This is a genomic window from Tahibacter aquaticus (assembly GCF_004363655.1).
In the GTDB taxonomy this organism is placed as follows: Bacteria; Pseudomonadota; Gammaproteobacteria; order Xanthomonadales; family Rhodanobacteraceae; genus Tahibacter; species Tahibacter aquaticus.
Window position 1 is genome coordinate 1 of sequence record NZ_SNZH01000022.1, and the last position, 19,970, is coordinate 19,970.

Annotated in this window: 20 protein-coding genes; 9 read left to right on the forward strand and 11 right to left on the reverse strand. The window is 64.9% G+C overall.

What is annotated here, in order from left to right; genetic code table 11:
- Positions 1-189: 189 nt before the first annotated feature.
- From DFR29_RS25860 to rpsU, 4 genes are all read right to left on the reverse strand, one after another.
- On the reverse strand, positions 190-519 hold the full coding sequence (locus tag DFR29_RS25860; RefSeq protein ID WP_133821545.1) for a hypothetical protein: 330 nt from the start codon (positions 517-519) through the stop codon (positions 190-192).
- Positions 520-606: 87 nt separating this feature from the next.
- Positions 607-2,418 carry a DNA primase gene (gene dnaG / locus DFR29_RS25865; protein WP_133821546.1) on the reverse strand — a complete coding sequence of 604 codons (1,812 nt, stop codon included), beginning with the start codon at positions 2,416-2,418 and terminating at the stop codon, positions 607-609.
- Positions 2,419-2,493: 75 nt separating this feature from the next.
- Positions 2,494-2,946, reverse strand: coding sequence for a GatB/YqeY domain-containing protein (locus DFR29_RS25870; protein ID WP_133821547.1), 453 nt, complete (start codon positions 2,944-2,946; stop codon positions 2,494-2,496).
- 118 nt (positions 2,947-3,064) lie between these two features.
- Complete coding sequence (gene rpsU, locus DFR29_RS25875; protein WP_133821548.1) at positions 3,065-3,280, reverse strand: 30S ribosomal protein S21; 216 nt, start codon at positions 3,278-3,280, stop codon at positions 3,065-3,067.
- A 55-nt stretch (positions 3,281-3,335) separates the two neighbouring features.
- On the opposite strand from rpsU, the gene tsaD reads away from it, so the two are divergent.
- The 3 genes from tsaD to folK are packed head-to-tail and all read left to right on the forward strand — an operon-like array spanning position 3,336 to position 5,260.
- On the forward strand, positions 3,336-4,388 hold the full coding sequence (gene tsaD / locus DFR29_RS25880; protein ID WP_243746185.1) for a tRNA (adenosine(37)-N6)-threonylcarbamoyltransferase complex transferase subunit TsaD: 1,053 nt from the start codon (positions 3,336-3,338) through the stop codon (positions 4,386-4,388).
- Between the two features lie 18 nt (positions 4,389-4,406).
- The gene (gene folB, locus DFR29_RS25885; protein WP_133821550.1) at positions 4,407-4,766 is read left to right on the forward strand and encodes a dihydroneopterin aldolase; all 360 of its coding nucleotides are present in this window, start codon (positions 4,407-4,409) and stop codon (positions 4,764-4,766) included.
- A 5-nt stretch (positions 4,767-4,771) separates the two neighbouring features.
- Positions 4,772-5,260 (forward strand): 2-amino-4-hydroxy-6-hydroxymethyldihydropteridine diphosphokinase, encoded by a 489-nt coding sequence (gene folK / locus DFR29_RS25890; RefSeq protein ID WP_133821551.1) that lies wholly within the window; start codon positions 4,772-4,774, stop codon positions 5,258-5,260.
- On the opposite strand, the gene DFR29_RS25895 is transcribed toward folK, so the two are convergent.
- Complete coding sequence (locus DFR29_RS25895) at positions 5,257-5,997, reverse strand: pteridine reductase (RefSeq protein WP_133821552.1); 741 nt, start codon at positions 5,995-5,997, stop codon at positions 5,257-5,259. The two genes, folK and DFR29_RS25895, sit on opposite strands and share 4 nt — an antisense overlap.
- A 65-nt stretch (positions 5,998-6,062) precedes the next feature.
- On the opposite strand from DFR29_RS25895, the gene DFR29_RS25900 reads away from it, so the two are divergent.
- Both DFR29_RS25900 and DFR29_RS25905 read left to right on the forward strand, forming a co-directional pair.
- Positions 6,063-7,196, forward strand: coding sequence for a class I SAM-dependent methyltransferase (locus DFR29_RS25900; RefSeq protein ID WP_243746186.1), 1,134 nt, complete (start codon positions 6,063-6,065; stop codon positions 7,194-7,196).
- 90 nt (positions 7,197-7,286) lie between these two features.
- On the forward strand, positions 7,287-7,679 hold the full coding sequence (locus tag DFR29_RS25905) for a VanZ family protein (protein WP_166654344.1): 393 nt from the start codon (positions 7,287-7,289) through the stop codon (positions 7,677-7,679).
- On the opposite strand, the gene DFR29_RS25910 is transcribed toward DFR29_RS25905, so the two are convergent.
- Complete coding sequence (locus DFR29_RS25910; RefSeq protein ID WP_133821554.1) at positions 7,648-8,889, reverse strand: multifunctional CCA addition/repair protein; 1,242 nt, start codon at positions 8,887-8,889, stop codon at positions 7,648-7,650. The two genes, DFR29_RS25905 and DFR29_RS25910, sit on opposite strands and share 32 nt — an antisense overlap.
- 107 nt (positions 8,890-8,996) lie before the next feature.
- On the opposite strand from DFR29_RS25910, the gene DFR29_RS25915 reads away from it, so the two are divergent.
- Entirely contained in the window at positions 8,997-9,431 is a 435-nt protein-coding gene (locus DFR29_RS25915) for a group I truncated hemoglobin (protein ID WP_166654345.1), read from the forward strand.
- Between the two features lie 3 nt (positions 9,432-9,434).
- Here DFR29_RS25915 and DFR29_RS25920 read toward each other — a convergent pair whose 3' ends face one another.
- On the reverse strand, positions 9,435-11,483 hold the full coding sequence (locus DFR29_RS25920) for a transglycosylase SLT domain-containing protein (RefSeq protein WP_133821556.1): 2,049 nt from the start codon (positions 11,481-11,483) through the stop codon (positions 9,435-9,437).
- Positions 11,484-11,634: 151 nt separating this feature from the next.
- Here DFR29_RS25920 and DFR29_RS25925 point away from each other — a divergent pair, with 151 nt between their 5' ends.
- From DFR29_RS25925 to DFR29_RS25935, 3 genes are all read left to right on the forward strand, one after another.
- Positions 11,635-12,450, forward strand: a complete 816-nt coding sequence (locus DFR29_RS25925; protein ID WP_133821557.1) for a sulfite exporter TauE/SafE family protein — start codon at positions 11,635-11,637, stop codon at positions 12,448-12,450.
- Positions 12,451-12,730: 280 nt separating this feature from the next.
- On the forward strand, positions 12,731-15,619 hold the full coding sequence (locus DFR29_RS25930; RefSeq protein ID WP_133821558.1) for a TonB-dependent receptor plug domain-containing protein: 2,889 nt from the start codon (positions 12,731-12,733) through the stop codon (positions 15,617-15,619).
- Between the two features lie 187 nt (positions 15,620-15,806).
- Complete coding sequence (locus DFR29_RS25935) at positions 15,807-16,406, forward strand: hypothetical protein (RefSeq protein WP_133821559.1); 600 nt, start codon at positions 15,807-15,809, stop codon at positions 16,404-16,406.
- Between the two features lie 183 nt (positions 16,407-16,589).
- Here DFR29_RS25935 and DFR29_RS25940 read toward each other — a convergent pair whose 3' ends face one another.
- The 4 genes from DFR29_RS25940 to DFR29_RS25955 all read right to left on the reverse strand — a co-directional run bounded on the left by DFR29_RS25940 (position 16,590) and on the right by DFR29_RS25955 (position 19,886).
- On the reverse strand, positions 16,590-17,387 hold the full coding sequence (locus tag DFR29_RS25940) for an endonuclease/exonuclease/phosphatase family protein (RefSeq protein ID WP_133821560.1): 798 nt from the start codon (positions 17,385-17,387) through the stop codon (positions 16,590-16,592).
- Between the two features lie 169 nt (positions 17,388-17,556).
- Positions 17,557-18,207, reverse strand: a complete 651-nt coding sequence (locus DFR29_RS25945; RefSeq protein ID WP_133821561.1) for a thiol:disulfide interchange protein DsbA/DsbL — start codon at positions 18,205-18,207, stop codon at positions 17,557-17,559.
- A gap of 180 nt (positions 18,208-18,387) precedes the next feature.
- Positions 18,388-19,056 carry a thiol:disulfide interchange protein DsbA/DsbL gene (locus DFR29_RS25950; RefSeq protein ID WP_133821562.1) on the reverse strand — a complete coding sequence of 223 codons (669 nt, stop codon included), beginning with the start codon at positions 19,054-19,056 and terminating at the stop codon, positions 18,388-18,390.
- Between the two features lie 164 nt (positions 19,057-19,220).
- Positions 19,221-19,886 carry a c-type cytochrome gene (locus DFR29_RS25955; RefSeq protein WP_133821563.1) on the reverse strand — a complete coding sequence of 222 codons (666 nt, stop codon included), beginning with the start codon at positions 19,884-19,886 and terminating at the stop codon, positions 19,221-19,223.
- Positions 19,887-19,970 lie beyond the last annotated feature (84 nt).

The window sequence follows — 19,970 nt, forward strand, 5'->3', positions numbered from 1 at the left end:
GCGCCGATGGTAGTGTGCATCCGCATGCGAGAGTAGGTCACTGCCAGGGCCTTACACCTCAAAACGCCATCCCGATAGGGATGGCGTTTTGTTTTGTGCGAAATTTGATGCTCGCGCAACGAGAATCTTCTAAACAGCAAAAAATCTTTGTGGATCTCAGTGTCTGTAGAGGTGCGACTCCAGACCTGCTCAGGTCAAGCTCAGGACTGAACGGCACTTTGCCGTTTTCCTTATCGGCCATAGCGCGGCCGACAAACTTTTGAGTAGCCAGGCCAAGCGTCTTCCTGCTTTGCTCCGTTTCGCGTTATCTCCGGGCAAGTGCTGTTGCCAGAACTGCATGGTCGATGCGTTGCAATAGTCGCGACGGTTTTTCTTCTGAAAGCCGATTTCGCTTTCGGCCCACCGAGTGATTGTTGCGGCAGCAAGCTCGATTGAATAGATATCGCTGGACGAGGTCGCGGGTGAGAGCGTAAAGCCCAGGCGATCGTCGTCAGGACTGAAACGCAGCGAGTCGATCACGCGCGTCGGAAGCGTCGGCAACGACAGCTGCTCGCGATCGTGCAGACGCGCCAGCGGTCACGCATGGGCAACGTGTGCCAGCGTTTCCTAGCCGCGTTTGGCCAGCAGCAGACTGCGCAACTCGGCCTTCTCTGCATCATCCAGGCTCGCCTCGCCCTGGCGTACAACAAGGTCGTCTATGCGTTGTTGCATGGTTTGCAGTTCCAGCCGGCGCAGAGAATCGGTGAACTCCTGGCGCATCGTTTTGGCGTCGCCATGCAGGTCGAGCACGGCAAGCTTGCGCAGTGCGGCGGCCTCTTCCCTGTCCCGGTAGTGTTCCAACAATGTGGCGCTGTTGGCGTTCGGTCGTGCGCGGCAAACGCCCAGCAACTCCACCAGCAGCGCGATGCCGGGTTTGCGCAGCGCGACAAAGGTATACGGCGGCTGGAAGTTCTCGGCGAAGGAAGGGTTCTGCAGCAGCAGTGCGACGGCCTGACGCACAACGCTGCGCTGGCCATCGCCGGCGGTGGCCGCGTTACGCGTAAGCGGCGCAGGGCTAGCCGTCGGTGCGACGGGGCCGCGCAGCTGCGCCACACGTTCTTCCAGCATTTCCTCGACACCTTCGCGCATCTGCGGGGAAAGGCTGGCGGCAAGCGACCAGCGGATCGCGGTCTTGTCGGTCAGGATTTCCTGCATGCGGTCACGGAACGCGCCCTCGGGGATGCCGGCGATCAATTCCTTGCAGCGCTCGGCGAGGCGCGCACGACCGTCGGCGGTGCGCAGGTCAGTGCCGGCTTCCTGGTGGGCGAAGAAAAACTCGCTTAGCGATGTGGCGGCGAGCAGGCGTTGCTCGAAACCGCTATGACCTTCCTGGCGCACCAATGAATCGGGATCTTCGCCGTCAGGCAGAAACAGGAAGTGTGCCTGGCGTCCATCGCGCATGCGTGGCAACACAGACTCTACGGCACGCCAGGCAGCCTGGCGTCCGGCACGGTCGCCATCAAAACAGAAATATACATCGGCACAATTCCGGAAAAGGATTTCCGCATGCTCCCGCGTCGTGGCGGTACCCAGTGTGGCTACTGCTTGCGGCAGGCCGTGCTGATGCAAGGCGATCACGTCCATGTAGCCTTCGACTACAAGAATGCGACTGATCTTCTGCTGCGACTGACGCACCTGCCACAGGCCGAACAATTCGCGACCCTTGTGAAACAGCGGTGTTTCCGGCGAATTCAGATACTTGGGGCCGTCGCTTTTCTCCAGTACGCGGCCACCGAAGGCGATGACGCGACCGCGTCTGTCCTGGATCGGAAACATCACCCGATCGCGGAAACGATCGTACGGCGAGCCGCGTTCACCACGTATCAGCATGCCGGCCTTTTCCAGCAGCGCAATGCGCTGCGGCGTATTGCCCAATGCGTTGCGCAGGCCCTCGTAGGTATCCGGCGCGTAGCCCAGGCCGAATGCGTTCTGTGTGGCAGGGTCCAGGCCGCGACCGTCGAAATACGCCCGCGCCGTGGGGCTGTCGTTGAGTGCATGCTGGAAATAACGCGCGGCCTGGTCCAGCACGGTGTACAGATCGGCCGTATCGGCCTGTACCGGCGCGGCCTGGCGACCGCCTTCGTAGGGAACCTTGAGGCCGACGCGGCCAGCGAGCTCTTCGATCGCATCGGGAAATTCGATGCGGTCGTAGTCCATCAGAAACTTGATCGCGCTGCCGTGGGCGCCGCAACCGAAGCAGTGATAGAACTGCTTGTTCGGGCTGACGGTGAACGAGGGCGAGCGTTCATCGTGAAATGGGCAGCGGGCGCTGTACTCGCGTCCCGCTTTCTTCAGCGGAATGCGCTCCTGGATCACGTCGACAATATCGACGCGGGCGAGCAGGTCGTCGATGAAGCTATCGGGGATGCGGCCGGCCATTTCGCTAGCATGCCGGAAGCGGGCCGGCTTGGGCAGAAAAAACCGGAGCTGTTGCTCGGCTCCGGTTACTAAGTTTCAGGCCAGGGTGGCCAGCTTGCGCTTGACCAGTTCAGACAGGCTGCCCATGTCGGCGCGGCCTATCACTTTCGGCTTGACCAGGGCGATCACCTTGCCCATGTCCTTGGGGCCGGTGGCTCCGGCCTCGAGCACGCTGTCGGCAATGATGGCGTCGATCTCCGCTTCGCTCAGCTGTGCGGGCATGTAGCCTTGCAGCACGCTGATTTCGTAGCGCTCCACCGCGGCGAGGTCTTCACGGCCGGCAGCTTCGTACTGGCTGACAGAGTCCTTACGCTGCTTGAGCATCTTCTCCAGCGCGGCCAGAACCTGGGCGTCGTCCAGGCTGATGCGTTCGTCGACTTCGCGCTGTTTGATCGCGGCATTGATCAGGCGTATCACACCGAGGCGATCTTTTTCGCCGCTCTTCATCGCGGCCTTCATGTCATCGGTAAGGCGTTGTTTCAGGGACATGGCACGTTTCCCAAAAGTCGGAAAGCACAACGCCGGCACCACTTGCGTGGTACCGGCCGGCGGAGCAACCCGCAGAACGGGGATGTCGGGGCAGGCCGGTTAAGCCTGCCCTGAAAACTCAGTACAGGCGCTGGCGCTTGGTGACGTCGCGGGAGACGCGACGCAGGTGACGCTTGACCGCAGCCGCGCGCTTGCGCTTGCGCTCCTGGGTGGGCTTTTCGTAGAACTCGCGCTTGCGGGTTTCGGCCAGGACGCCGGCCTTTTCGCAGGTGCGCTTGAAGCGACGCAGGGCAAATTCAAAGGGTTCGTTTTCGCGAACTTTCACGTTAGGCATGGGATCTCCGCTGTTACACTTGCGCCCCGTTCTTGGGCGAGCCGCGAAGTTTAGCGTGTCAGACCAGCCGATTGCAAAGCCTGTACTGGGTATCGAGTCATCCTGTGACGAGACCGGAGTCGCGGTCTACGATCTGCAGCGCGGTTTGCTGGCCCACCGGCTGTACAGCCAGGTGCGCCTGCATGCGGACTACGGTGGCGTCGTGCCCGAGCTGGCCAGCCGCGATCACGTGCGCAAACTGTTGCCGCTGGTGCGTGAAACCCTGACCGCGGCGGGACTCAGCGTCGACGATCTCGGCGGCGTGGCCTATACCGCCGGGCCTGGCCTGGTCGGCGCGCTGCTGGTCGGCGCTTGCGCCGCGCGGGCGCTGGCCTGGTCGCTGGAAATTCCGGCGATCGGCGTGCATCACATGGAAGGCCATTTGCTGGCACCGTTGCTGGAGGCAGAGGCACCGCAGCCGCCGTTCGTGGCCTTGCTGGTGTCGGGCGGGCATTCCATGTTGATCGGCGTGGACGCCATCGGCTCCTATCGCCTGCTCGGTGACACGCTGGACGATGCCGCCGGCGAAGCCTTCGATAAAACCGCCAAGCTGATGGGGCTGCCCTATCCAGGTGGACCGGAGCTGGCGCGCCTAGCGGAACAGGGCCAGAGCGGACGCTTCCGCTTTTCCCGGCCCATGACTGACCGGCCTGGCCTGGATTTCAGTTTCTCCGGCCTAAAGACCCAGGTTCTGCTGGCCTGGCAAAACAGCGACAAGACCGTGGCGACGCGGGCTGACATCGCGCGTGGCTTCGAAGAGGCGATGGTCGATACGCTGCGTATCAAATGCCTGCGTGCGCTGGAGGCCAGCGGCGCGAAATCGCTGGTGATTGCCGGCGGCGTCGGCGCCAACAAACGCTTGCGCGCACAGCTGGCCGAGGCGGCGCAGCGCCAGGGCTTCAAGGTGTATTTTCCACGGCCCGAGTTCTGCACCGACAACGGCGCCATGATCGCCCTGGCCGGTGCTCTGCGCCTGGCGGCGGGCCAACTCGACGACGCGCAGATCAGGGTGTTTCCGCGCTGGGACCTGCAGCAGTTGCGTCCGCTCCAGCCGGCAGGCGGCGTCTAAAAAGGGAGAAATACAACGATGGACAGAGTATTCATCGAAGATCTGCGCATCGAAACGGTCATCGGTATCTATGACTGGGAGCGGCAGATCCGTCAGGTCGTCGCGATCGACCTGGAAATGGCGTTCGACAATACCAAGCCGGCGGCCAGCGACAAGATCGACGACACACTGAACTACAAGGCCGTGTCAAAGCGCCTGATCGCGTTTGTCGAAGCCTCGCATTTCGAACTGGTGGAAACCCTGGCTGAGCACTGCGCGCGCATTGTGCGCGAGGAGTTCGGCGTGGGCTGGCTGCGCCTGCGCCTGGCCAAGCCTGGCGCGGTGCGCGGCGCCAAGGCCGTAGGCGTGGTGATCGAACGCGGTACGCGGCCGGACTGAGAACGATGGAATTGGCCTATCTCAGCCTGGGCTCCAATCAGGAGCCGCAGAAAAACCTGTCCGCCGCATTGCGCGAATTGCGCCAGCGTTTCGGCACCTTGCGGGTATCCACGGCGTACCGGTTTCCGGCAGTCGGCTTTGACGGACCGGATTTCGTCAACCTCGCCGCTGTGGTCGAGACCGATCTTTCGCCGCAGGCGCTGAACGACTGGCTGCATGCATTGGAAGACCGCCACGGACGTCGCCGCGATGTGCCGCGCTTTTCTGATCGAACGTTGGACATCGACATTGTTCTCTACGGCGAGCAGATCCTGACCGGCAGCGGCAATCTGCAATTGCCACGCGACGAACTCAGACATGCATTCGTGCTGTTGCCCCTGGCCGAGATTGCACCTGATGCCCGCGTACCCGGCGACGGGCGCAGCCTGCGGCAGTTGTGGCAGCAGCACGCCGATCATTCCGCGCCATTCGCCCCGGTTGCCTTGACCGGCTAGATGCCGAGCGATCGTCCGCCGTCGATGCGGATGACTTCGCCGCTGACATAGGGTGCATCGCGCAGCAACCACAGCACCGCGGCGGCCACATCGTTGGGTGTGCCGGCGCGGCCGAGCGGAACCTTGGCCAGCAAAGCCTGTTGTTCGGTTGTGGTTTTGCCGTTTTCCGGCCAGAGGATAGCGCCCGGCGCGATGGCATTGACGCGCACATGCGGTGCCAGGTCCAGCGCCAGTGCACGCGTCATCATCAGCAGCGATGCCTTGGCCATGCAGTAGATCGGATGGCGCGCCAGCGGCCGCTCGGCGTAGATGTCGACCAGGTTGACGATACCGCCGCGAGACGTCGCGAGAGCAGGCGCGGCGGCCTGGCTGAGGAAAAACGGCGCGCGGGCATTGCTGGCAAACAAGGCGTCCCACTGGGCTGTCGTCGCTGCACCGACCGGGGTCGCCTCGAATGCCGAGGCATTGTTGACCAGTGCATCCAGGCGGCCGAACCGCTCCAGCGCCGCGTCGATCAGGTCGGGCAACATTTCCACTTCGGCCAGGTCGGCCTGCAAGGCCAGCGTGCTGCCTGGGCGCGCCAGTTCCAGTTCTTCGGTCAGCGTATCCAGCTCACGGCGCGAATGGCGGCAATGCAGGGCAAGATCGTAGTTGGCCGTATGCAGGTGCCGCGCAATGGCAGCGCCCACGCGTCGGGCTGCGCCGGTGATCAGTGCGACGGGTCGGGGTTCGGTCATGCGCACCACCTCGGCTATGCTTGCCATTCCGCGATTGCCGCACAAGATACCTGCGAAAGACCACCTTGCGCATCGAATTGCCTGAACCCAGCGCTGCCGAGCGCGAGCATAGTGCGACGCTCGCCGGCTTTATCCGCAACGAGATTACAGCGAAAGGTCCGCTGCCGTTTTCGCGTTTCATGGAACTGGCGATGTATGCGCCAGGCCTGGGCTATTACAGCGCAGGCAAGACCAAGTTCGGCGCCGCTGGCGATTTCATTACTGCACCGGAGCTCGGCAGCGTGTTTGCCCGGTGTGTCGCACGCGCCGCCGCACCGACTTTGCGCGAGCTCGGCCGCGCGGCACAGATGCTCGAACTGGGCGGTGGCAGCGGCGTATTTGCGCGCGACTGCCTGCGTGAACTCGCGGCGCTGGACGCATTGCCGCAGCAGTATCTGCTGCTGGAACCCAGTGCCGATCTGCGCCAGCGCCAGCGCGAATGCATCGCAGCGGAACTGACTGCCGACATTGCCGCGCGTGTGCACTGGATAGAGCGTCCGCCCGAAGACGACTGGAGCGGCGTGCTGTTCGCCAATGAAGTGCTCGATGCGCTGCCGGTCACGCGGTTCAGCCTGCACGGCGGCGAGATCTTCGAAGAGCACGTCATCGACGCGGGCGAACACAGCTTCGCCACTATCGACCTGCCGGCCGACAGTTTCGTTGCCAACGCGGTGCTGCACCTGCGCCGCGACCTGCGTGAGGATCTGCCGGAAGGCTATCGCTCGGAAGTACTGCCGCAGTTGCCGTACTGGATCCAGGCGGTGTGCGGATCGCTGCAGCGCGGCCTGGCCTTGTTCGTCGACTACGGCTATGCGCGCAGCCAGTACTACGATCCGCAGCGTCGCGAGGGCACGCTGATTGCCACTTACCGGCATCGCGCCCATGACGATGTGCTGAGCCGTGTCGGCCTGCAGGATCTCACCGCATTTGTGGATTTTTCCGCTCTGGCCGAAGCCGGCGTGGGTGCCGGTTTCCGGGTTGCCGGAATGGGCACGCAGGCCGATTTCCTTATCGCCAATGGCCTCGACACGGTGTTTGCCCAGGCTTTCGCAGCGGCACCCGACGAGGCTGCACGTTATGCCGTGTCGCAACAGGTCAAGCGCCTGACCTTGCCCGCAGAGATGGGCGAGAAGTTCAAGGTCATGGCGTTCGAGCGCTGAGCGGCGCGCCATGAAAAAGCCCGAATACCGTCGCCACGCCGACAGTGCTCTGCGCGATGCTGCGCGCCTCCTGGTTTCGCCGGAATGTCCATGAAGCTCTCGCCGCGTCCCCTGCGTTATTTCTGGCTATGGCGCGCGATCGGCCGCGCGCTGATCCTGCTGTCCCTGGCCATTGCGCTGGTGCCGGCACCGCGGGTGATCGGCAGTGTGGCGTTCGGCGACAAGATCGGTCACGCCCTCGCGTTTGCGCTGCTGATGCTGTGGTACGCGCAGCTGTATGCCGGCCCTAGCCGCCGCCTTTGTGCGGCCGGCCTGGTCCTGTTCGGGGCCAGCATCGAAGTGCTGCAGACCCTGGTGCCCTACCGCAGTGGCGATCTGTGGGATCTGCTCGCCGACGCACTGGGTGTGGCGCTGGGTTTGCTGCTGGCGCACACACGCCTGGCCGACGTGCTCAGCCGGATCGGGGGTCGGGCGCCGGCTTGAGTGCGGCGATGGCGGCGATACGGTTTTTACGCACGGCCTCGCCGATCGCCGCGCCTTGCAAGCCGCGCGCGACAAAGGGCTTCGCATCGATGGCTGCCGCCGCGGCATAGGCCTGGCGCAGCCAGTCAGCCTGCGGATACGGCGCCTCGCTCAGGCCCAGGCGGCCGCGCTTGTCGGCGCTGCAGACGAGCAGGAACTGTTCCACGCGTTCGCGCTTGCGAAAGCCGTCCAGCTGCTCGAACAGCTCCAGCACGGTGGCCGGACGCAACTCGAACGCACGGTGGGCATTGAGGTGCAGGCGGCAGCACAGCACGGCCAGCTCGACGTATTCGTTGGGCGGGCGATAGCGCTCGGCCAGTGCCCGGATCGGTGCAACACCGCTGGCTTCATGGCCGACATGGCGCGGTAGCTGATCGGCCGGCGTCAGTGCCTTGCCCAGGTCGTGCACCAGCGCGCACCAGCCGATCAGCGTGTCGCCCGGCGCTAGGCGGGCGGCCATGTCGACCACCATTTCGGTATGGATGCCGGTATCGACCTCGGGATGGTATTCGGCCCGCTGCGGCACGCCGTAGAGTGCGTCGATTTCCACAAATAGGCGTGCCAGGGCGCCGCAGTCGCGCAGGATTCGCAGAAACGCCGACGGCTGCGCTTCGCCCAGGGCCTTGCGCGTTTCCGCCCAGACGCGCTCGGGCACCAGGTGGTCGACCTCGCCGTTGCGCACCATTTCCGCCAGCAGTACCTGGGTCTCTGCGGCGAGGTGGAATCCCAGCGGTGCGTAGCGCGCGGCAAAACGGGCAACGCGCAGCAGGCGTACCGGATCTTCGACGAAGGCCTCGGACACATGGCGCAGCACGCGCGCATCCAGATCGCGCTTGCCGTCGAACGGATCGACCAGTTCGCCGGCTTCGCTCTCGGCCATGGCATTGATGGTGAGGTCGCGCCGGCGCAGGTCTTCTTCCAGGGTCACCGTGGCACTGGTATCGAAGGCGAAGCCGGCGTAGCCCCGGCCGCTTTTGCGTTCGGTGCGGGCCAGCGCGTATTCCTCGCCGGTATGCGGGTGCAGGAACACCGGAAAATCCTTGCCGACGGGCTTGTAGCCCTGGGCCAGCATGGCTTCGGGCGTCGCGCCGACCACGACGTAGTCGCGGTCGCTGACCGGACGGCCGAGCAGGCGATCTCGCACAGCGCCGCCAACCAGGTAGATCTGCATTGGTCTCCGTTCCCTGTACCTGTCCAACCATCGAGCTTAGCAGCGCCGCCGGCCGGGCGCGCTAGACTCCCGGACGCTGACGCCTGCCTATGCAACGGGGGAATGCCATGAAGCCAGTGCTGCCTTGCCTGCTCGCCATCCTGTTAGGCGCCTGCGCCTCGACACCACAGCAGGCGTCTGTGAAGAATGACACTTTGTATCAGCGCCTCGGCGGCGCCGCCGGCATCGAGGCAGTGGTCGACGCCTCGCTCAAGCGCGTGCATGGCGACCTGCGTATCAATATCTTTTTCGAAAACACCGATGTTCCCGACTTGCGCCGCCTGCTGATCGAACAGATCTGCGCCGCCAGCGGTGGCCCCTGCGTCTATTCCGGACGCAGCATGGAAGAGGCGCATTCGGGCATGAACCTCAGCGATCGCGACTTCGACATCTTCGTCGAAGACCTGATTGCCGCCATGAACGAGGTGAAGGTGCCTGCGCCGCTGCAGCAGGAATTGCTGGGCCTGTTCGGGCCTATGCGGCCGCAGATCGTCGGCCAGTAGGTTTCAGGCGCCGGGAGCCGCCGCCGCGGCCGGGGCGGCCTGGGCCGTATCGGCCGGCAGCAGCGGGCAGGTGACTGTCTTGCGCGGGGTGTCGCGGCCCGGCGCGGCGTAGTCCTGGCCGTACCGCGGCAGGCGTGCCGCCACCGCCAGGGCCTTGCCGTTCAGGCGCCAGTCGTAGATGACCGAAAAGGCCAGCACGCGCGCGACGTATTCGCGCGTTTCCTTGTACGGAATGCTGGCGATGAAGAAATCCGGTTCCAGCTGGCCGCGCAGGCCCAGCCAGCGCTCGACCGCGCCGGGGCCGGCGTTATAGGCCGCACTGGCCAGCCAGGGCGCACCGTTGTAGCGTTCTGCCATTTGCGACAGATAGCGCGTGCCCAGGGCGATGTTGGTATCGCCGTGGTAGAGGTCTTCGGCGCGGTTGTAGGCGATGCCGGCGTCCTTGGCCACGCGCGCGGCGGTGCCGGGCAGCAGCTGCATCAGGCCGTAGGCGTCGGCACCGGAGCGTGCGTCTTCCACCCAGGCGCTTTCAGCGCGGATGATGGCGTAGGTCCAGGCCGGGTCCAGCCCGGTGTCGTGCGAGGCGCGGCGAATCTGCGGCTCGCGCGCCAGCGGAAAGCGCTGTTCGTACAGTTTCAGTTCCTCGCCCTTGTTCAGGGCGAACACGGCGCGGTCGTACCAGCCTTCGCGGTAAGCCAGATCGGCGGCGAGGCGGCGCCGCGGCAAGTCCAGCTTGGCCAGGGTGTAGTCCCATTCGCGCCGCGCTTCGCGCGGCTCGTCCAGCGCACGCCATTCGAAGGCGCGCGCCAGGCCGGCTTCGTCGAGCAGGCGCTGCTCGGCGGCGCGGTCGCTTTCCAGGCTGGCCGGGCAGATGGCGTAGGGCTTGTCGGTCCAGTCCGCAGCGAGGAAGCCGTAGAAATTGGCTTCGGTCGCGAGCTTGTCCAGGATCGGCGCAGCTTCGCCGGCACGGTCGAGCTTGCGCAGTACGCGGGCGCGCAGATAGCGCCATTCCTCGTCGGCTTTCTGCTTCTCGCTCAGCGCGTCCAGCGCCTTCAGCGAGGCATTCCAGTCGGATGCCGCCAGGGCCACGCGCACGCGCCATTCGCGCGTGGCATCGGTCTGCGCCGCGGCAGGCAGGTCGGCCAGCCGCTTGAGCGCGTCGGCGTCGAACTCGGTGGCGCGGTACAGCGCAAATGCGGCTGCAATGTCGCCGCGTTCGGTTGCGCTCAGCTTGAACTGCCTCGCCAGCGCGGCGTAGTTGGCTTCGGCGCCGGTCGAGTCGCGCCGGGCCTGCCGAGCCAGGGCGATGGCCACGGCGCGGCGATGGCGCGCATCGTCGGGCCAGCTCTTGGCCTGTTTCAGCGCAGCAGGTGCATCTTTCAGTGCCAGCGCAAGGTGGCCGGCGGCGGCGCGGTCAGCGGCGCCCAGTCGCGGCGCCAGGTTCTCGATCATCGCCGGCTTGCCCGCGGCGAGGCCGCGCTCGATGCGCTGCCAGATCCTGGCGGCATCGAGCAATTTGTTCTGCTGCGTCCAGTCCAACGCCGCATCGCAGGCAACCGGCAGCGGCCGGTCTTCGGCCCAGAGCTTTTCCAGGTCTTCCAGCCAGTTCACGGTGCCACCGCCGGCCAGGCGCGCGGCCAGCGCATGACAGCGCAGTTCGCGGTCGCCGGTATCAACGTATACGGCGAGGAAATCTTCCCATTGTTTCTTTTCTGCGCGGGCGATCAGCCAGTTCTTGCGCAATTCCTGCGTCGACAGCGTGTCGGGCCAACGGGCGACGAAGGCGAGCACGTCCGCCTTCTTGAGCTGGTCCAGCTGGCGTAGCAGTTCGCGTGCCTGCAGGGCCGGCAGCAAGGGATAGTCCTGCAATTCGGCGGCTTCGGCTTTCCAGTCGCGGCCTTGTTCGACGGCGGCCAGGGCGCGGCGGAAAACGATGCGCTCCTGCGGGCGGTCGATGGCGGCGGCAACAAGGGGAAGCAGGGCGGCGAAGCCGACCAGCCAACGCGACCAAAGTCGCTGGCCGGGGCGAGAAGACGTACTTGCGCGGGACATGCGCGAATCTTAGTGTCCTGGCGCAGAAGTACCAACAACTAATTGCGCGAAACCATCGTGTTTTCTCGTTTTTTCCGCAGTGCGCCGCGTTTGTCGCGGTCTTGTCGCAGAACTGCCGCGGCCGGCCTGCCGGCGACTGCAAGGAACCCGCATGATTCTGGATATTGCCCTGTATCTCGCCGTTGGCGCCGCCGCCGGCCTGCTCGCCGGACTGCTCGGCGTCGGCGGCGGACTCATCATTGTCGCCGCACTCGCCTGGCTACTGCCGTTGCGCGGATTTCCCGCCGATCACGTCATGCACGTGGCATTGGCGACATCGCTGGCGAGTATCGTGATGACTTCCCTGTCCTCGACCCGCTCGCACTGGAAGCGGGGCAGTGTGCTGTGGCCGTCGGTTGCTGCGCTGGCGCCGGGCATGGTTGTCGGCGGCCTGGCCGGAGCCCAGCTGGCCAGCCATATGCCCAGCGACGTGCTGCGTTACGTGGTGGCCGGCTATTGCCTGATTGCCGCGGCGCAGCTGCGCTACGGCCAGGTCAAGGCTGGCCGCGGCGAAACCGATGCCGCGCCGACCGGTGCGCTGCTGTTTGGCGCCGGCATCGGCATCGGCATGTTTGCTGCCATCGTCGGTATCGGCGGCGGCAGCATGACCGTGCCCTTGCTGGTCTGGCTGGGCGTGGCGCCCGTTCGCGCCGTCGGCACTTCGGCCGCCTGCGGCTTCGCCATTGCCATCGCCAGCGCGGCCGGGTTCGTCTATGGCGGCCATGCCGTCGCGGCCAGCCTGCCGGCGGGAAGTCTCGGTTTCGTCTACCTGCCTGCAGCCGCCGGCATTGCGCTGGCCTCGGTACTGGTCGCACCGCTGGGTGTGCGTCTTGCGCATGCCTTGTCGGGGGCGACGCTGAAACTGGTATTTGCCGGATTTCTGGTGCTGATGGGGCTGATTGTGGCCCTGAGCAGCCAGGTCGCCTGATCGGTCGCACGGCCGGGCATGACTTCCGGCTGAGGGGCCTGGTCTAGTCAAGTCCGGACAAAGTGTTTTACATTCCCTTAACGCCGCGCGGCGACTGGAGTTCCGCGAGGCGTTTTGATGGGAGCGCTGCGCGCTCCTGCCGTGGCCATCGGGGGATGGCGGCGGCAACAGAATCCGGTTTGTCGAAGGCGTGGAGCGCTGCATGGCGCTGTGGGGACTACGTCAGCGGCAAGCCTAGCGTCCACTCGGTTTTCGGGTCACCAATTCTTGGGAGTTACCGATGAAAGTGCTGCAACGTCATAAGCTTGCCCTGAGTATCCACGTCTTCACAGCGGCCTTGCTGGCCGGCGTGGTAGCCCATCCCGCGCTTGCCCAGGGCGACCGTTCTGGCGACGACACGACCAAGCTCGAAGCCGTCGAAGTTACCGGTTCGCGCATCAAGAAGGCCGAACTCGAAGGCCAGACGCCGGTGGTCACCATCACCGCGCGCGACATCGAAGCGACCGGCCTGGGTTCGATCGGCGACGTGATCCAGCGCCTTTCGGTCAGCGGTTCCTCGCTCAATACCAAGTTCAATTCCGCCGGCAACTTCGGCTTTCCGGCCGACGGCGGTGGCGTAGGTTCGGGTTCGACCACGATCTCCCTGCGCAACGTCGGCGCCAAGCGCACCCTGGTGCTGGTCGACGGGTTGCGCTGGGTCGGCGAATCGTCCGGCTCCGGCGTATCCGCCGCGGTCGACCTCAACACCATTCCTGCCAGTGCGGTCGAGCGCATCGAAATTCTGACCGATGGCGCTTCCTCGCTGTACGGTTCCGATGCCATCTCCGGTGTGATCAACATCATCACCAAGCGCAAGCAGGAGGGCATGAGCGCCAACGTCTACTACGGCGACTATTCCAAGGACGGCGGCGAAACCACCAGCGGCAACCTGTCGCTGGGCGGCAGCACCGACCGCCTCGATTTCTTCCTCGACATCAGCCACTACGAGCAGAAGTCGATCAGCTCGGCCGACTGGGCCCAGTCGTCGTTCCCGACGCCGGGTGCCGGCCTGGCCGGCGGCAGCTCGTACATTCCGTATACCCGTACCATTTTCCTGGCACCCGAAGGCGAGACCTACGGCGGCCTCTGCCCCGGCGGGGTCTGCAATATCGCCGCCAATGGCACCACGCTGGGCGTGCAGCCCTTCCCGGGCGGTTTCCATCGTTTCGGTACGCCTGACCGCTTCAACTTCGCACCGTACAACCTGTTGCTGACGCCGAGCACCCGCGACGGCCTGTTCGGCCAGGCGCGCTACAAGGTCACCGACAACATCACCTGGTACCTCAAGGGCAGCTACACCACGCGCAAATCGAAGAACCAGGCTGCGCCGGAACCGATCGGCCTTGGCTCCGCGCTGAACACCAGCGACCTGGGCCTGACCACCGGCGTGGACGTGACCAACCCGTACAACCCGTTCGGCTTCACGCTCGATCCGAACAGCAACCTGCTCGGCCTCGGCCGCCGTCCGATCGAAGGCGGTCCGCGCATCTTCACGCAGGATGTCGACACGCGTTATTTCGCTACCGGCCTGGAAGGCAGCTTCGGCACCGCCGACCGTGACTTCTACTGGGACGTGAACTACGTCAACGCCGTGAACAAGGCGACCCAGACGGTCAACGGCACTTACAACATCGCGCATATCGCGCGTGCACTGGGCCCGGTCGCCGGCTGTACCGCGCCCTGCGTACCGCTGAACATCTTCGGCGGCCCGGGCTCGATCACGCCTGAAATGCTCAACTACATCAGCTTCATCGAAACCGACCGCAGCGAAAACGCGCTGGAAGTCTGGTCGGCCAATATCTCCGGCGACCTGTTCCAGCTGCCGGCCGGTTCGCTTGCCTTTGCCGCCGGTTATGAACACCGCGAGCAGGACGGCTACTACCTGCCCGACGCCATCGTCGTCGCCGGCGAGAGCAACGGTGTGCCGTCGCTGCCGACCACCGGCCAGTTCGACGTCAACGAGTATTACCTCGAACTCAACGCCCCGCTGCTCAAGGACGTTGCCGGTGCCAAGAGCCTCGACCTGTCCGTCGCCTCGCGCTATTCGGACTACTCGACCTTCGGCGGCACCACCAACAACAAGGTCGGCCTGCGCTGGCAGCCGGTCGACGACCTGACCCTGCGCGGTACCTGGGCCGAAGGCTTCCGTGCGCCGTCCATCGGCGAACTGTACGGCTCGCCGGCGCGTTTCGACGCGCAGATCCAGGATCCCTGCAACGGCGCCACCGGCCAGTTGGCGACCAACTGCATCGCCCAGGGCGTGCCTAACCCGGCCACGTTCGAACAGGCCAATCAGCAGATTTCCACGCGCACCGGCGGCAACCTGCTGCTGACGCCGGAAACCTCTACCTCGATCACTGCCGGCGTGGTCTACAGCCCGAGCTGGGCCGAGAACACGGGCTGGTCGTCCAAGCTCGATCTCGACCTGACCTTCTGGAAGATCGAGATCGACGATGCGATCCAGGCGCCGGACGCGCAGACCCAGCTCACCCGCTGTGTCGAACGCAACGACGCCAACTGCGCCGGCATCGTGCGCGGCGTGTCGGGCGACATCGTCAGCTTCAGCAATATCCTGCGTAACCTCGGCACCATCGAGACGCAGGGCTACGACATCGGCCTGAACTGGAACAGCCCGGAATGGGGCTTCGGCACCCTCGGTGCTTCGGTGCAGACCACGTACGTGGACAAGTACAGCTCGATCAACGAAACCGGCGAAGCCGAACCGCTGAGCGTCGGTATCGAGACTGCCGACAAGGCAATCAACAAGTGGCGCACCACCGCCAGCCTGAGCTGGGCCTCGCAGGACTGGAGCGCTCGCTGGACTGCGCGCTACCTGTCCGGCCTGACCGAACGGTGCAACCCCGACCTGACCGAAGCCGGCGCTGTCTGCAGCAGCCCGAATGCGGACCTGTCCGGCGGCTTCAATCACCTGGGCGCCACCACCTTCCACGACGTGCGCCTGAACTGGAAGCTGCCGACCAGCTTCAACTTCACCCTGTCGGCCGGCGTCAACAACATCTTCGGCAAGGATCCGCCGATCTGCGTGTCCTGCTCGCTCAACGGCTACGACGCGGGTACCTACGACCTGCCGGGTCGCTACAGCTACGTGCAGGCCAGCGTGAAGTTCTGATCGATTCAAGCATTGCTGGGGGAATCGGCCGGGCTGCGCAAGCAGCCCGGTTTTTTTCTGCCCGGTGCTGGCGGCCGGCGCAAAAAACCTGCCGAAATCCAGCGCCGCTAGGACATCCGGCCCTTGTCGTGGTTGCCGATTGTGCTAATTTGGCTACAAGCTTTCCCCCGGCAGTGCGGAGGTCGTCATGCGACCGTTGAACCTGCAATTGTCTGTGTTTGCCCTGGCCTGTGCCTTCCCGCTGCTGGCCCCAGCACAACCGGCTGCAAAACCTGCAGCCACGCCGGCAGTCACCGCCGACGAAGCCGAGATTGCCCTGGCTGTGGCCGATCTCGATCTGTATCAACGCGGCCTGCAACTGGAAATCGACGCACTGCGCCTGGCCCAGCAACGCCTGGCCGCCGCGCGCGAAGCCCGCGACGACGTATCCGAAAGCGCAGCCCTGCAACCGGTGCTGACACGCCAGTACGAGCGCAACGCAGCCAAGAGCCTGAATGTCGATCTGCGTCGCTATCGCGCGGTCAAGCAGCGTCTGGGCGACATTCTCGTGCTGGGCGAGTACATCGATCAGCTGAATGCGCAATTGGAACAATTGCACCAGACCGGCGTCAGCGCGAAACAGCGCGCCGACCAGCGCAAGCAGATCGAGGATCTGCGCGCCAAGGCGATCGATCCCTATGCCGTGCTCGACGTCGCCTTGCGCGATGCGTTGAAGCAGCGCGCGGATGCCCTGGTGCGCATGCGCATCAACAACCGCGACCTGTTGCAGGAACTGACCAGCCGCTAGAAAAACCGGCGGCGGCTGGCGCAAGGTCAGGGGCAGTGCCGGCCGCGACGCCTGCTAACACCTGGGCCTGTTGCGCCTGGTGCACGTGCGCTGCGTGCCATGCGACCTGCAGGCCGCGGGCATTGGCGGGCATCGGTAGTCGACGCGCCGGCAAATCCGTTGCTCGGGTTTGCCACGCACCGCTCAGGCTGCGCGGCGCAGCTCCATCTGCAGGCCGCGGGGCAGGGTGACGCTCGCGGCCACTGGCAGGTGGTCGGAGAAGGCCTGCGGCAAAGTCCACAAGCTGTCAATCTGCAGACTTTCCGAAACGAGGATATGGTCGATCGCCCGTCGCGGCCGCCAGCTGGGGAACGTCGGCGGCGGCGCTATCGGCGGGCTCAGCGCAGTCTTGCGATACAGCTCGCGCAGCTCTGCGCTGTCGGCGGCGCAGTTCAGATCGCCCATCAGCACCGCGTGCGGTGCATCGGCCAGCAGTTCGGCAATGAAGCCGAGCTGGCGCATGCGCGCTTCTGGCCCCAGCGACAGATGCGAAATCACCACGGTGAGCGCGTCGCTGCCGCTGCCGAAGCGTGCCAGCAGCGCGCCGCGGCCGGGGATGCGGCCGGGCAGCGGATGGTCGATCACTTCGCTGGGTTCGATCCGGCTGATCAGACCGTTGGCCGACTGGGCCAGGCGCGATACGCGCCGGTTGGGCTGGTGGCTCCAGTAGGGAAAGCCGGCCGATTCCGCCACGTACTGGGTTTGATTGACGAAGCCCGAGCGCAAGGTGCCGGCATCGGCTTCCTGCAGCCCGACCAGATCGAAATCTTCGATGGAGCGGGCCAATGCTTCCAGGTTGGCGCGTTTGCCCGGATGCGGCAGCCAGCTGCGCGTGACGTAGTCGCGATAGCGGCCGACACTGGCTCCGGCGACGATGTTGCAGCTGAGCAGGCGTAGCCGCTCGAAGCTGGTGCTGTTGGCGGAGCCCTGCGGTGCACTCATGGCTGCAGCCTATGTCGGGCGCGGCGGCTACCGCAAGCGGCAAAAGACAGGGCGACTTGCGCCGGCGACGTCGAATCGTACGGTGGCGATGACCGATTCCAGACCGTCGATTCGTGAAGAATCATTGCCGGCGCGGGCTGGCCGCCGCGCCGGCAATGTCTTGCGCGATTTACTTCTTCGCGCTCTTGAGTTCCTTGTCGACCAGCCATTCGGCCAGTGCGATGGCCTGTTCCTGGCCGCCGGCCGAGGACGCATCGAGGCGGTACTTGCCGTTGACGATCAGGGTCGGCGTGCTCTGGATTTCATACGCCAAGGCCAGTTCGCGGCCCTTGTTCAACTGGCCTTCGACCACGAAGGACTGGGCCGTGCTGACGAAGTTCTTCGGGTCTACACCGAGCCCGCCGAAGAAGCCGCCCAGTTCCTCGATCGTACGCAGCGGCTTGTGGTCGCGGTGCAGCGCATCGAAAAGAGCCTGGTGCGACTTGTCCAGCACGCCCAGCGATTGCGCCGCATAGAAGGCGCGGGCATACGGTTCCCAGGACGGGTTGAACACTACCGGCATGTAGGTGAAGGTGACCTGCTTGGGCAGCCTGGCCTTGAGCTGGTCGACGAAAGGCTGGAAATGCGCGCAATGCGGGCAGGCATAGGAAAACACTTCGGTCACGTCGACCTTGCCCGGAGCTGGCGGCTGCGGCTTGGCCAGCACGAAATAGTTCTGGCCTTCCTTCCAGTCGGTCTTGGCCGGGGCGGCCTTGTCCTGGGCGCCGCAGGCGCTCACGGCCACGAGGCCGGCAAGCAGGAACATCAATCGTTTCAACATCGGCTTTCTCCGCAGAGGCTAGGGAAACTCTGAACACGTCGGAATCTGGTTCTGAATCGGCAGCCCGCTTGAGTCAATCGGGCTGCCGAATGCTGGCAATGCATGGGGCCGGCGGGATTGTGGCGACAAGCCATCGGACAGAGGAACGCGCACCCGATACTTGTCCAAACGTTGCAGATGCTACTTGGGCGCCGACTCCTGCTTTACCAGGTACAGCACGATCGCTTCGACGTTTTCCCAGCTGCCGGCGCTGCGGCCGTCGAGGCGGTACTTGCCGTTGACGACGATGGTCGGCGTGGACTCGACCTGGGCCGACTTGATGAAGCCATCGGCGCGTTTCATCTTGGTATTGATCGCAAAGGAGCTGGCCGTGGCCGTGAAGTCAGCCGCCTTGCTGCCGTACTTCTCATAGAACGCGGCCACGTCGTCGATGGTCGGCGCCGGCGTCTTGACCTTGCCGTTCACGACTACAGCGAGCGGACCACCGCCCCAGATGGCCTTGAACATGTCGTCATGGGCCTTGTCGGCCACGCCCAGCGCCTGGGCGGTGAAATAGGCGCGCTGGAACAGCGGCCATTGTTCGGCGGCGTTCCATGCGGCCGGCACGTAAGTCATCACCGCGTTGGCCGGCAGCTTGGCCTTGAGCTGGGCCACTTTCGGCGCGGCCGACGAACAGGCGGGGCAGCCGTAGGAGAACACTTCGGTCACTTCGACCTTGTCCGCCTGCGCAGTGGGCAGGGGCGGCTCGATCTTGAAGTAGTGCGTGCCTTCCTTCCATTGGCCATCCTGGGCCGAGACCACGCTGGCGGCAACAAGGCCGAACGCGGCTAGGGCGAGACGCTGAAACATCCGGATCTCCTGGTTTTGACGCGGCCGCTGGCGGCCGTATGCGACGGGTACGACCGGCAGCCTAAGCGACATTGCCAGAGACCAGGCCGGCCGGACAGCAAAGACACGCCGGACCGGGGCGAGTTCACGCCAGACGGCGCGGCTGCCCCGGCCGGTTCAGGCGTTTACTTGGCGCTGGCCGTGGCGATCGGCTTGGCCGTATGCAGGCCTTCGGCATAAGAGGCCACGGCGTTGATGTCCTGCTCGCTGAGGCGCTTGGCAATCGCCGGCATGATCTTGGAGCGGTCGTCTTCGCCCCAGGTGGTGCCGTTCTGCCAGTCCTTGAGCTTGGCCACGACGTAATCGGTCCACTGGCCGGCGATCTGCGGATAGCCCGATCCCGGGTTGCCGCGGCCGGACGGGCCATGGCAGGACATGCAGGCAGGAATGCCACGCTTGGCGTCACCGCTGCGCCACAGCTGCTCGCCGCGCGCCTTCAGGGCCTGGTCGCCGTTGCCCGCAGTCGCCGCCTTGGTGGCGAAATGCGCGCCGAGGTCGTGCATGTCCTGCTCGGACAGGGTCGAGGCAAAACCCAGCATGATCGGGTTGTTGCGTGCGGTCGATTTGAACAGGGACAGCTGGCGCGCGATGTAATCGGCCTGCTGTCCGGCGATCTTGGGGTACTGCTTGTCGGAGGAATTGCCATCCGAACCGTGGCAGGCGCCACAGGCGGCGGCCTTGGACTCGCCCGCCTTGGCATCGCCGGCGATGGCATGCGTCGCGGCCGTTTCCGCCTGGACCGAACCCACTGCGAGCAAGCCCGCCAGAGCAACTACGTGCCGAAAACTCATTACACTCGACTCCAAAGGCTGGAAACGTGGCTATCCCCCGGGGTTGAGTCGGAGTGGGGGACGGAAACCGCGGAATTGTACCAG